The 11110-nt window shown below is 64.7% G+C and carries 16 protein-coding genes and 1 pseudogene; all 17 read right to left on the reverse strand.

The window, feature by feature from the left end:
• Window positions 1–333: a 50S ribosomal protein L24 gene (gene rplX, locus T8K17_RS24750; RefSeq protein WP_322332388.1), complete on the reverse strand. Its 333-nt coding sequence runs from the start codon at window positions 331–333 to the stop codon at window positions 1–3.
• Complete coding sequence (gene rplN / locus T8K17_RS24755) at window positions 330–698, reverse strand: 50S ribosomal protein L14 (protein WP_322332389.1); 369 nt, start codon at window positions 696–698, stop codon at window positions 330–332. The genes rplX and rplN overlap by 4 nt, the downstream gene beginning before the upstream one ends.
• Window positions 699–720: 22 nt before the next feature.
• On the reverse strand, window positions 721–969 hold the full coding sequence (rpsQ, locus tag T8K17_RS24760; RefSeq protein ID WP_322332390.1) for a 30S ribosomal protein S17: 249 nt from the start codon (window positions 967–969) through the stop codon (window positions 721–723).
• 29 nt (window positions 970–998) lie between these two features.
• On the reverse strand, window positions 999–1211 hold the full coding sequence (rpmC, locus tag T8K17_RS24765) for a 50S ribosomal protein L29 (protein WP_322332391.1): 213 nt from the start codon (window positions 1209–1211) through the stop codon (window positions 999–1001).
• A 16-nt stretch (window positions 1212–1227) separates the two neighbouring features.
• Window positions 1228–1641 carry a 50S ribosomal protein L16 gene (gene rplP / locus T8K17_RS24770; RefSeq protein WP_028795251.1) on the reverse strand — a complete coding sequence of 138 codons (414 nt, stop codon included), beginning with the start codon at window positions 1639–1641 and terminating at the stop codon, window positions 1228–1230.
• Window positions 1642–1664: 23 nt separating this feature from the next.
• Entirely contained in the window at window positions 1665–2360 is a 696-nt protein-coding gene (gene rpsC / locus T8K17_RS24775; RefSeq protein ID WP_322332392.1) for a 30S ribosomal protein S3, read from the reverse strand.
• Window positions 2360–2740, reverse strand: a complete 381-nt coding sequence (gene rplV / locus T8K17_RS24780; protein WP_322332393.1) for a 50S ribosomal protein L22 — start codon at window positions 2738–2740, stop codon at window positions 2360–2362. The genes rpsC and rplV overlap by 1 nt, the downstream gene beginning before the upstream one ends.
• An 18-nt stretch (window positions 2741–2758) precedes the next feature.
• Window positions 2759–3034: a 30S ribosomal protein S19 gene (gene rpsS, locus T8K17_RS24785; RefSeq protein ID WP_322332394.1), complete on the reverse strand. Its 276-nt coding sequence runs from the start codon at window positions 3032–3034 to the stop codon at window positions 2759–2761.
• 11 nt (window positions 3035–3045) lie between these two features.
• Entirely contained in the window at window positions 3046–3870 is an 825-nt protein-coding gene (gene rplB, locus T8K17_RS24790; RefSeq protein ID WP_322332395.1) for a 50S ribosomal protein L2, read from the reverse strand.
• Between the two features lie 4 nt (window positions 3871–3874).
• Entirely contained in the window at window positions 3875–4204 is a 330-nt protein-coding gene (locus tag T8K17_RS24795) for a 50S ribosomal protein L23 (protein WP_051244947.1), read from the reverse strand.
• A complete protein-coding gene (gene rplD, locus T8K17_RS24800) occupies window positions 4201–4821 on the reverse strand; it encodes a 50S ribosomal protein L4 (RefSeq protein ID WP_322332396.1) in 621 nt (206 codons plus the stop codon). The genes T8K17_RS24795 and rplD overlap by 4 nt, the downstream gene beginning before the upstream one ends.
• Before the next feature lie 145 nt (window positions 4822–4966).
• A pseudogene (rplC, locus tag T8K17_RS24805) lies at window positions 4967–5653 on the reverse strand (50S ribosomal protein L3); the annotation flags it as partial.
• A 13-nt stretch (window positions 5654–5666) separates the two neighbouring features.
• Window positions 5667–5975 carry a 30S ribosomal protein S10 gene (rpsJ, locus tag T8K17_RS24810; RefSeq protein WP_028795259.1) on the reverse strand — a complete coding sequence of 103 codons (309 nt, stop codon included), beginning with the start codon at window positions 5973–5975 and terminating at the stop codon, window positions 5667–5669.
• A gap of 665 nt (window positions 5976–6640) precedes the next feature.
• A complete protein-coding gene (tuf, locus tag T8K17_RS24815) occupies window positions 6641–7831 on the reverse strand; it encodes an elongation factor Tu (protein WP_322332397.1) in 1191 nt (396 codons plus the stop codon).
• A gap of 67 nt (window positions 7832–7898) precedes the next feature.
• Window positions 7899–9974, reverse strand: coding sequence for an elongation factor G (gene fusA, locus T8K17_RS24820; RefSeq protein WP_322332398.1), 2076 nt, complete (start codon window positions 9972–9974; stop codon window positions 7899–7901).
• Window positions 9975–10084: 110 nt separating this feature from the next.
• Window positions 10085–10555, reverse strand: coding sequence for a 30S ribosomal protein S7 (gene rpsG, locus T8K17_RS24825; protein ID WP_028795262.1), 471 nt, complete (start codon window positions 10553–10555; stop codon window positions 10085–10087).
• A 12-nt stretch (window positions 10556–10567) separates the two neighbouring features.
• On the reverse strand, window positions 10568–10939 hold the full coding sequence (gene rpsL, locus T8K17_RS24830; protein WP_028795263.1) for a 30S ribosomal protein S12: 372 nt from the start codon (window positions 10937–10939) through the stop codon (window positions 10568–10570).
• Between the last annotated feature and the right edge of the window lie 171 nt (window positions 10940–11110).

Below are 11110 nucleotides of genomic sequence, written 5' to 3' on the forward strand. Positions count from 1 at the left end.
TTACCTCGCCGCCGAGTCAGCGTCGATCGTCTCGCCGGAGCGCTTCGCGACACGAACCTTCTTGCCGTCGCGCTCTTCGAAACGAATGCGGGTCGCTTCGCCGGATTTCGGATCCACGTGCATCACGTTGGACAGATCCATCGACGCCTCGCGCTCCACGATGCCACCCTGGGTGGTCTGGCTCGGACGCGTATGGCGCTTGATCATGTTCACGCCCTGCACGACCACGCGGTTTTCCGACGGGATCACACGCAGGACTTCGCCCTGCTTGCCCTTGTCGCGGCCGGTGGTGACGATCACCCGGTCGCCCTTCTTAACGCGCGCGGCCATCACAACACCTCCGGAGCGAGCGAAATGATCTTCATGAACTTCTTCGCACGCAGTTCACGGGTCACCGGGCCGAAGATACGCGTACCGATCGGCTCGCCCTGCTTGTTGATCAGCACGGCGGCGTTGGTATCGAACCGGATCGCGGTACCGTCCTGACGGCGAATTTCCTTGGCCGTGCGAACGATGACGGCGCGATGGACGTCACCCTTCTTCACGCGGCCCCGGGGAATCGCTTCCTTCACGGACACCACGATGACATCGCCGACCGAAGCGACCTTGCGCTTCGAGCCGCCGAGCACCTTGATGCACTGCACCCGCCGAGCGCCGGAATTGTCCGCGACGTCGAGGTTCGTCTGCATCTGAATCATGACCTGTCCTCCTAGGTCCGGGTCACGCGCCGGCCGCGGCGTCGTCGTAGACGACCGCGAACCGCTTGTTTTTCGAAACCGGTGCGCACTCGATGATGCGCACCATGTCGCCCTGCTTGAACCGGTTCTCAGGGTCGTGAGCCGAGAACCGCTTGGAGCGGGTGATGAACTTCTTGTAGAGCGGATGCATGACCCGCCGCTGGACGTTCACGACCACCGTCTTGTCGCCCTTGTCGCTGACGACGGTGCCCTGAAGAACACGCCTCGGCATTGCTTTCTCCTAACCCCTTGACCGGTACTTCAGGCCGAAGCCCCGGCGCGGGCCTTCTCGCCCATGATCGTCTTAACTGTCGCGATCTCGCGCCGAACCTGACGCATCCGATCGGAGTTCTCGAGCTGTCCGTTCGCCCGCTGGAAGCGCAGATTGAACGCCTCCTTACGCAGCTGCAGCAGCTGATCCTTCAACTGGTCCGGCGACTTCGTCCGGAGATCCTCGGCAATCTTGTTTGCCATCTTTAACTCCTCCGACTCACTCGCCCAGACGGGTCACGAACCGGGTGTCGACCGGAAGCTTCATGGCAGCGAGGCGGAACGCCTCCTCGGCCAGATCCTTCGGAACACCATCCAGTTCGAACATGATACGGCCCGGCTTCACACGGCAGACCCAGAACTCCGGAGAGCCCTTACCCTTACCCATGCGGACCTCGGCCGGCTTGCTCGACACCGGCACATCCGGGAAAATCCGGATCCACACGCGACCGGCGCGGCGGATGTGTCGGGTGATCGCACGACGGGCAGCCTCGATCTGGCGGGCGGTGACACGCGCGGGCGTGGTCGCCTTCAAACCGTAGGCGCCGAAGTTCAGCGCCGTCCCACCCTTGGCCAGGCCATGGATGCGGCCCTTATGGGCCTTACGGAACTTTGTGCGCTTCGGGGACAGCATTGTCTTCTCCTCTCAGCGGACGGTTAGCGACGATCGCCGCCGCCGGAACCCGGCTGCTGCTCGGCCAGGCGCTTGTCCTGCGCCATCGGATCGTGGGCAAGCACCTCGCCCTTGAACACCCACACCTTGACACCGCAGGTGCCGTAGGTGGTGAAACCGGTCGCCTCGCCGTAATCGATCTCGGCGCGCAGCGTGTGCAGCGGCACCCGGCCCTCGCGGTACCACTCGGTCCGCGCGATTTCAGCGCCACCCAGACGGCCGCCGCAGTTGATCCGGATCCCCAGGGCACCCAGGCGCATGGCGGACTGAACGGCCCGCTTCATGGCCCGGCGGAATGCCACGCGGCGCTCCAGCTGCTGGGCGATGTTCTCGGCGACGAGCTGCGCGTCGATTTCCGGCTTGCGGATCTCGACGATGTTCAGCGCCACGTCGGTGTTGGTCATCTTCGAGAGGTCCTGACGGAGCTTCTCGATATCCGTGCCCTTCTTGCCGATCACCACGCCCGGACGCGCCGAGTAGATGGTGATGCGGGCGCGCTTGGCCGGACGCTCGATGACGATGCGGCTCACACCGGCCTGACGCAGACGCTTGGTCAGGTACTGGCGCAGCTTGATGTCCTGGTGCAGCAGGTCGGCATAGCCCTTGCCCGCGAACCAGCGCGAGTCCCAGGTGCGGTTGATGCCGAGCCGCAGCCCGATCGGATTGACCTTATTACCCATCAGTCCTGCTCCTCGCGCTCGCGCACCACCACGGTGATGTGGGAGAACGGCTTCACGATCTTGCCCACCCGACCCCGGGCGCGCGGACGGAAGCGCTTCATCACGATGCTCTTGCCGACATAGGCCTCCTTGACGAAGAGCCGGTCGACATCGAGCTGGTGGTTGTTCTCGGCGTTCGCGATCGCCGACTCCAGCAGCTTCTTTACGTCGCGAGCGATCCGGCGCTTCGAGAAGGCCAGAGTGGCCAGCGCCTTGTCGGCCCGCTGCCCGCGGATCATTTGGGCGACCAGATTCAGCTTCTGCGGGCTGATGCGCAGATTGCGCAGCACAGCCTTCGCTTCAGTATCGTCAAGTTGCCGTTCGGCAGCCTGCTTGCCCATTGCCTGCTCCTCTCAGCCTCAGCGACGCGACTTCTTGTCGGCCATGTGGCCGTAATAGGTACGCGTCGGCGAGAACTCGCCAAACTTGTGCCCGACCATGTTCTCGCTCACGAGAACCGGAACGAATTTCTGGCCGTTGTGCACGCCGAAGGTCAGGCCGACGAACTGCGGCATGATCGTCGAACGGCGCGACCAGGTCTTGATGACCTCGTTGCGACCGGACTCGCGCGACTTTTCGGCCTTCTTCATCAGGTAGCCGTCGACGAACGGTCCCTTCCAAACGGATCGAGCCACCGAACTTCTCCTTACTTCCGGCGCCGGCGAACGATGAGCTTATCGGTCGCCTTGTTGTTGCGCGTCTTCTTGCCCTTGGTCGGCTTGCCCCACGGGGTAACCGGATGACGACCGCCCGAGGTCCGACCTTCACCACCGCCATGGGGGTGATCGACCGGGTTCATCGCGACGCCGCGCACGGCCGGACGCTTGCCCAGCCACCGATTGCGGCCGGCCTTGCCGATGTTGATGTTCTGCTGGTCCGGGTTCGACACCGCACCGACGGTCGCCATGCACTCGGAGCGCACCATGCGGACTTCGCCGGAGGCCAGACGGAGCAGGGCGTAACCGGAGTCACGGCCGACGATCTGGACGTAGGTGCCGGCGGAACGGGCCAGCTGCCCACCCTTCTCCGGCTTCATCTCGACGTTGTGCACGATCGTGCCGACCGGAATGCTGCGCAGCGGCATCGCATTGCCCGGCTTCACATCGACCCGCTCGCCGGCGACGACCTTGTCGCCGACGCCGAGGCGCTGCGGCGCCAGAATGTAGGCCTGATCGCCGTCCTCATAGGTGATGAGGGCGATGAACGCGGTCCGGTTCGGATCGTACTCGAGACGCTCCACGGTGCCGACGACGTCGAACTTCCGACGCTTGAAGTCGACGATCCGGTAGGTCCGCTTGTGACCGCCGCCCCGGCGGCGCGTGGTGATGCGCCCGGTGTTGTTGCGGCCGGCCTTCTTGGTCAGACCTTCGGTGAGCTTCTTGACCGGCTTACCGGACCACAGCTCGGAGCGGTCAACGATGACCAGCTGGCGCTGCGACGGGGTCGTCGGATTAAAGGACTTCAAAGCCATGGGTTCACACCCCCGCCATCAGGTCGATCGTCTGGCCCTCGGCGAGCGTGACGACGGCCTTCTTATAGTCGGAACGACGGCCCGGACGGCCCCGGAACCGCTTGGTCTTGCCTTTGACCAGAAGCGTATTGACCGCGGTCACCTTCACGTCGAACAGACGCTCGATGGCCTGCTTGATCTCCGGCTTCGCCGCGTTGACCGGGACCTCGAAGGTCACCTGGCCGAACTCGGACCCACGGGTCGACTTCTCGGTCACGATCGGTCGGCGGATCAGTTCGTAGGCCCGCTCGTCGCTGACCTTGCCCGCCTTCGGCTTGTAAGGACGGATGCTCATTTCAGGCGCGCCTCCAGCTGCTCAACCGCACCCTTGGTCAGGACCAGAGTGTCGCGGCGGAGAATGTCGTAGACGTTGGCGCCCTGCTGCGGCAGCAGATCCACCAGAGGAATGTTGCGCGCGGCCCGCGCGAAGTTCTCGTTCACGGCATCGCCGTCGATCACCAGGACCGAGGACCAGCCGAGCTTCTTGAACTTCTCGGCCAGCGCCTTCGTCTTCGGCTCGGCGGCGGACGCCTCGTCGATGATGATCAGCTGGCCGGCCTTGGCCTTCGCCGACAGCGCGGTCTTCAGACCGAGCTTGCGGAACTTCTTGGTCAGGTCGTGCGAGTGATCGCGGACCACCGGACCGTGAACCGTCTGACCGCCACGATACTGGGTGGCGCGCAGGGAGCCGGCACGCGCACGGCCGGTACCCTTCTGACGGAACGGCTTCTTGGTCGTCCCCGAGATCTCGGAGATCGTCTTGACCTTGTGGTTGCCGCTGCGGCGCTTGGCGAGCTGCCAGTTCACCATGCGGGCCAGGATGTCCTGGCGCGGGTCGAGACCGAAGATCGACTCGTCGAGATCGATCTCGCCGGTCTTCTCCGCGTCGAGGTTTGTGACGTCAATCTTCATGACCTCAGTCCTTCTTCTCGGCGTCGTCTTCCGCCGGCGCGTCCGGCACCGCAGCGCCCTCGGCCAAGGTCGGATCGGCGGCATCGCCCATCGCTTCGGAAGCCTGCTCGAGCAGGGCGGCACCAGCCTCCTCCTCGTTCGCGGCCTCGTCGGCACCGGCAGCCTTCAGCGCGGCCGGATACGGCGCGCCTTCCGGCATGCCCGCCTTGACGGCGTCGCGGATCATCACCCAACCGCCCTCGGAGCCCGGCACGGAGCCACGCACGAGGATCAGACCGCGCGCCGGATCGGTGGCGACGACCGTCAGGTTCTGGGTGGTGACGCGCTCGTCACCCATGTGACCGGCCATCTTCTTACCTTTGAAGACGCGGCCCGGATCCTGGTTGTTACCGGTGGAACCGTGCGAGCGGTGCGACAGCGACACGCCGTGCGAAGCCCGCAGACCACCGAAATTGTGGCGCTTCATGACACCGGCGAAGCCCTTACCGATGGACGTACCCGTCACATCGACCTTCTGCCCGGCGATGAAATGGTCGGCCGACAGCTCGGCCCCCACCTCGATCAGCGCGTCGTCGGCCACCCGGAACTCGACGACCTTGCGCTTCGGCTCGACCTTCGCCTTGGCGAAGTGGCCGCGCATCGGCTGCGTCGTGCGTTTCACCTTGCGCACACCGGCGCCAAGCTGCACCGCGGTGTAGCCGTCCCTCTCCTGGGTCCGCTGAGCGACAACCTGACAGCTGTCGACTTTCAGCACGGTGACCGGAACGTGCGCACCTTCTTCGGTGAACACGCGGGTCATCCCGACCTTCTGAGCGATCAATCCTGAACGCATCGTTCCCGTCCCCTCAGAGCTTGATCTCGACGTCGACACCGGAGGCCAGGTCGAGCTTCATCAGCGCGTCCACGGTCTGCGGGGTCGGGTCAACGATGTCGAGAACCCGCTTATGGGTACGGATCTCGAACTGTTCCCGGCTCTTCTTGTCAACGTGCGGACCCCGCAGAACGGTGAACCGTTCAATCCGGGTCGGCAGCGGAATGGGACCCCGCACACGCGCACCTGTGCGCTTGGCGGTGTTCACGATTTCACCGGTCGACTGGTCGAGGACCCGGTGATCGAACGCCTTCAGGCGGATGCGGATGTTTTGACTGTCCATCTTTCCGCTACTCTCAACCTCGTTGGCCAACCGGCCGTTATTACCGCGCGCTCACCGGATAACCGGGCACCGCACAGAAAAAAATGCGGATGCGCAATAACTCTGCGCTTCCGCCTTCGGCCTTTTGGGGATTGGTGTCTTAAAAACTTGAGACTGCGTCTGACCCGAACCGAGCGGTTTTGGTCACAGCCAGTCCCCAAAGGTGGGCGGAACCTATTGATGGGTGCGCCGGTCGTCAAGTGCGAATTTCAGTTTTGTGGCGGTTCCCCCGCCGACCCGGAAACCCGCAAGAACCTTACGCGAATTGCACCGGGATCTATCCGCTTCGACCGCTGCCGGTGCCGTCCGCGTAATCGATCAGGATATGGGGTGCGGCAGCCGGCCCGACACCCGATCTTGGTACCAGGCCGCACGGTGTGCGCATCGGCGGCGAGTCTCCCGCCCGTATGGAGTCTCCCCCGTCTCGGAGACCGGCGCCGCGGCGAGCCCGCCGTCGAGCCCGCCGCCGGCTCGGCCATCCCGGGTCATACAGAGGCCATGGAGCCCGGCCGCCGGCCGGCCGAGGGTCCAGGTCACCACGCGCCGTCCGGCGGCGTCAGCCGGGGCTACAAACGCAAACGGGAGCGCCGAAGCGCTCCCGTCCGGTCTCACCGAAGGGTGAGGATTTACTCGATGACCTTCGACACCACGCCGGCGCCGACGGTACGGCCGCCTTCGCGGATGGCGAAGCGCAGGCCGTCATCCATGGCGATCGGCGCGATCAGTTCGACGTCCATCGCGATGTTGTCGCCCGGCATCACCATCTCGGTGCCTTCCGGCAGCGTCACCGTCCCGGTCACGTCCGTCGTACGGAAGTAGAACTGCGGACGGTAGTTGGTGAAGAACGGCGTGTGACGGCCACCCTCTTCCTTCGTCAGGATGTACGCCTCGGCCTTAAACTTCGTGTGCGGCGTGATCGAGCCCGGCTTCGCCAGAACCTGACCGCGCTCCACGTCCTCGCGCTTGGTGCCGCGCAGCAGAACGCCGACGTTGTCGCCCGCCTCGCCCTGGTCCAGCAGCTTGCGGAACATCTCCACACCGGTGCAGGTCGTCTTCACCGTCGTCTTGATGCCGACGATCTCGATTTCCTCGCCCACCTTCACGATGCCGCGCTCGATACGGCCGGTCACCACCGTGCCGCGGCCCGAGATCGAGAACACGTCCTCGATCGGCATCAGGAACGGCAGGTTCTTCGGACGCTCCGGGGTCGGAATGTACGAGTCGACCGTCTCCATCAGCGCGAGGATCGCCTTGCGGCCGATCTCCTCGTTGCTGTCCTCGAGCGCGGCCAGAGCCGAACCCTTGGTGATCGGAATGTCGTCGCCCGGGAACTCGTAGGACGACAGAAGCTCGCGGATCTCGAGCTCGACCAGCTCCAGAAGCTCCTCGTCGTCGACCTGGTCGACCTTGTTCATGAACACGACCAGCGCCGGAACGCCGACCTGGCGCGCCAGAAGGATGTGCTCGCGCGTCTGCGGCATCGGGCCGTCGGCCGCCGACACCACCAGGATCGCGCCGTCCATCTGCGCCGCACCCGTGATCATGTTCTTCACGTAGTCGGCGTGGCCCGGGCAGTCCACATGCGCGTAGTGACGGTTCGCCGTCTCGTACTCAACGTGCGCCGTCGAGATCGTGATGCCGCGCGCCTTCTCTTCCGGCGCCTTGTCGATGGCGTCGTACGCCATGAACGTCGCACCGCCGGACTCTGCAAGCGTCTTCGTGATCGCCGCCGTCAGCGTCGTCTTGCCGTGGTCGACGTGACCGATCGTGCCGATGTTGCAGTGCGGCTTAGTCCGCGCGAATTTCTCCTTGGCCATCCCAATATGCTCCGTACGAAAAAGGGGGTGACGTTATGGGCTAGTGACTGCGTGCGGGCGTGGCCGGTCAGGCCATCTTCGCCCGCACCTCGTCCGCGACCGCCTGCGGAACAGGCTCGTAGTGGTCGAACTGCATGGTGTACTGCGCCCGGCCCTGGCTCATGGAGCGCAGGGTATTCACGTAACCGAACATGTTGGCCAGCGGCACCATGGCATCGACGACGCGGGCGTTGCCGCGCTGATCCATGCCGCTCACCTGGCCACGGCGGCTGTTCAGGTCGCCGATGATGTCGCCCATGTAGTCGTCGGGCGTCACAACCTCAACCTTCATGATCGGCTCCAGCAGAACCGGACCGGCCTTGGCAATGCCTTCCTTGAACGCCGCGCGGGACGCGATTTCGAACGCCAGCACGCTGGAGTCCACGTCATGGTAGGCACCGTCGGTCAGCATGACCTTCACGTCGACCACCGGGAAGCCGGCGAGCACGCCGGTGTCCAGGGCCGACTTCAGGCCCTTCTCGACGCCCGGGATGTATTCGCGCGGCACCGAGCCACCGACGATGGTGTTCTCGAACACGAAGCCCTCGCCGCGCTCCTGCGGAGAGAAGGTCAGCTTCACGCGGGCGAACTGGCCCGAGCCACCGGTCTGCTTCTTGTGGGTGTAATCGACCTCGGCGGTCTTGGTGATCGACTCGCGGTAGGCGACCTGCGGGGCGCCGACATTGGCGTCGACCTTGAACTCGCGCCGCATGCGGTCGACCAGGATCTCGAGATGGAGCTCGCCCATGCCCTTGATCACGGTCTGGCCGCTCTCCGGGTCCGACGTGACGCGGAAGGACGGGTCCTCGGCGGCGAGGCGGTTCAGGGCGACGCCCATCTTCTCCTGGTCGCTCTTGGTCTTCGGCTCGACGGCAACCTCGATGACGGGATCCGGGAACTCCATACGCTCCAGGATGACCGGCTTCAGCGGATCGCACAGGGTGTCGCCCGTGGTGGTGTTCTTCAGGCCCGCGATGGCGACGATGTCGCCGGCGCGCGCTTCCTTGACGTCTTCACGGTTGTTGGAGTGCATCAGCAGCATACGGCCGACGCGCTCGCGGTTGTCCTTCACCGTGTTCAGCACCGCCGAACCGGTCTCCAGGACGCCGGAGTAGACGCGCACGAAGGTCAGAGAGCCGACGAACGGGTCGTTCATGATCTTGAACGCCAGGGCCGCGAACGGCTCGTCGTCGGACGACCGGCGCTTCATCTCGGTCTCGCCGTCGACGGAGACGCCCTTGATGGCCTCGACGTCGGTCGGGGACGGCAGGTAGTCGACAACGGCGTCGAGCAGCGGCTGCACGCCCTTGTTCTTGAAGGCCGAGCCCAGGAACACGGGGACGAACGCGCTGATCATCACACCCTTGCGGATGCAGGCGCGAAGGACCTCCTCGGACGGCTCTTCGCCCTCGAGGTACTTCTCCATCGCGGCGTCGTCCATCTCGACGGCCAGCTCGACCAGCTTCTGACGGTATTCCGTCGCCTGGTCCATCATGTCGGCCGGGATGTCCTCGATCTCGAACTGCGCGCCCAGCGACTCGTCCAGCCAGCGGGTGGCCTTCATGGTCACCAGATCGACGAGACCGACGAAATCGGACTCGACGCCGATCGGCAGCTGCATGACCATCGGCGTGGCGCCGAGACGGTCGACCATCATCCGCACGCAGCGGAAGAAGTCGGCGCCAATGCGGTCCATCTTGTTCACGAAGCAGATGCGCGGCACGCCGTACTTGTCGGCCTGGCGCCACACGGTCTCGGACTGCGGCTCGACGCCGGCGACGCTGTCGAACACCGTGACAGCGCCGTCCAGCACGCGCAGGGAGCGCTCGACCTCAATGGTGAAGTCGACGTGGCCCGGGGTGTCGATGATGTTGATGCGGTAGTCGCGCCAGAAGCACGTGGTCGCGGCGGACGTGATGGTGATGCCGCGCTCCTGCTCCTGCTCCATCCAGTCCATGGTGGCGTTGCCATCGTGGACTTCGCCGATCTTGTAGGACCGGCCGGTGTAGTACAGGATACGCTCGGTCGTCGTCGTCTTGCCGGCATCAATGTGCGCCATGATGCCGATATTGCGATACATTTCGAGCGGATGAGTGCGGGGCATGACTCGCGTCCTCGTCGATTTGAGGTTCCGGCCGCTAGGGTCACGGCCGCTATATGTAATAAGGAACGGGCCGGTCTATACGCCAGCCCGTCCCCAGATGCCAGTAGCTGTTACCAGCGGTAGTGAGAAAACGCCTTGTTGGCGTCGGCCATGCGGTGGGTGTCTTCCCGCTTCTTGACCGCGGTGCCGCGGTTCTGGGCCGCGTCCTGCAGCTCACCGGAGAGCCGCTGGACCATCGTCTTCTCGGAGCGCTTGCGCGCGGCGTCGATCAGCCACCGGATGGCCAGGGCCTGGGCGCGCTCGGGGCGAACCTCGACCGGGACCTGATAGGTGGCACCACCGACGCGGCGGGAGCGGACCTCGACATGCGGCTTCACATTGTCCAGGGCCTCATGGAAGGTCCGGACCGGCTCACCGCCGGCACGCTTCTGCAGGACGTCGAACGCACCGTAAACGATGCCCTCGGCGACCGAGCGCTTGCCGTCGTACATCAGGCAGCTCATGAACTTGGAGACGACCTGGTCCCCAAACTTGGCATCCGGCAGAACCGGACGCTTTTCCGCGCGGTGGCGACGCGACATTCCTAATACTCCTTACTTCGGGCGCTTGGCGCCGTACTTCGAACGACGCTGGCGACGGTCCTTCACGCCCTGGGTATCGAGCGTGCCGCGGATGATGTGATAGCGCACACCCGGCAAGTCCTTGACGCGACCGCCGCGGATCATGACCACCGAGTGCTCCTGAAGGTTATGGCCTTCACCCGGAATGTAGCTGATGACCTCGTACCCGTTGGTCAGGCGCACGCGGGCGACCTTACGCAGGGCGGAGTTCGGCTTCTTCGGGGTGGTCGTGTACACACGCGTGCACACGCCGCGCTTCTGCGGGCACGCCTGCAGGGCGGGAACCTTGTTCCGTGCTACCGGAACCTTACGACCCTGGCGGATCAGCTGATTGATCGTCGGCATGCGTCGACCCTCTTAACCACAAACACGAACCCCTCCACGGGGAATCCCATGGGGGCGGTTCGTTTGAACCATGCGCCACAAGACGGGACCCGCCGGACGCTTCTCATATTCGACTCTTCGCGCGGTGACCGCGTTCAAGTCTCCCGGGCCTAAACCGCCAGCGGCGGCACA

It is taken from the genome of Thalassobaculum sp. OXR-137 (genome assembly GCF_034377285.1).
GTDB lineage: Bacteria > Pseudomonadota > Alphaproteobacteria > Thalassobaculales > Thalassobaculaceae > Thalassobaculum.

Bases quoted from the DNA above. Each gene is read 5' to 3' on its own strand.
- T8K17_RS24795 (WP_051244947.1), bottom strand. From the start codon at position 4,204: ATGAGCATCCGTCCTTACAAGCCGAAGGCGGGCAAGGTCAGCGACGAG.
- fusA (WP_322332398.1), bottom strand. From the start codon at position 9,974: ATGCCCCGCACTCATCCGCTCGAAATGTATCGCAATATCGGCATCATG.
- rplP (WP_028795251.1), bottom strand. From the start codon at position 1,641: ATGCTGTCCCCGAAGCGCACAAAGTTCCGTAAGGCCCATAAGGGCCGC.
- rpsL (WP_028795263.1), bottom strand. From the start codon at position 10,939: ATGCCGACGATCAATCAGCTGATCCGCCAGGGTCGTAAGGTTCCGGTA.
- rpsJ (WP_028795259.1), bottom strand. From the start codon at position 5,975: ATGGACAGTCAAAACATCCGCATCCGCCTGAAGGCGTTCGATCACCGG.
- rpsC (WP_322332392.1), bottom strand. From the start codon at position 2,360: ATGGGTAATAAGGTCAATCCGATCGGGCTGCGGCTCGGCATCAACCGC.
- rpsQ (WP_322332390.1), bottom strand. From the start codon at position 969: ATGCCGAGGCGTGTTCTTCAGGGCACCGTCGTCAGCGACAAGGGCGAC.
- rplB (WP_322332395.1), bottom strand. From the start codon at position 3,870: ATGGCTTTGAAGTCCTTTAATCCGACGACCCCGTCGCAGCGCCAGCTG.
- rpsG (WP_028795262.1), bottom strand. From the start codon at position 10,555: ATGTCGCGTCGCCACCGCGCGGAAAAGCGTCCGGTTCTGCCGGATGCC.
- rplV (WP_322332393.1), bottom strand. From the start codon at position 2,740: ATGGGCAAGCAGGCTGCCGAACGGCAACTTGACGATACTGAAGCGAAG.
- rplD (WP_322332396.1), bottom strand. From the start codon at position 4,821: ATGAAGATTGACGTCACAAACCTCGACGCGGAGAAGACCGGCGAGATC.
- rplN (WP_322332389.1), bottom strand. From the start codon at position 698: ATGATTCAGATGCAGACGAACCTCGACGTCGCGGACAATTCCGGCGCT.
- rpmC (WP_322332391.1), bottom strand. From the start codon at position 1,211: ATGGCAAACAAGATTGCCGAGGATCTCCGGACGAAGTCGCCGGACCAG.
- tuf (WP_322332397.1), bottom strand. From the start codon at position 7,831: ATGGCCAAGGAGAAATTCGCGCGGACTAAGCCGCACTGCAACATCGGC.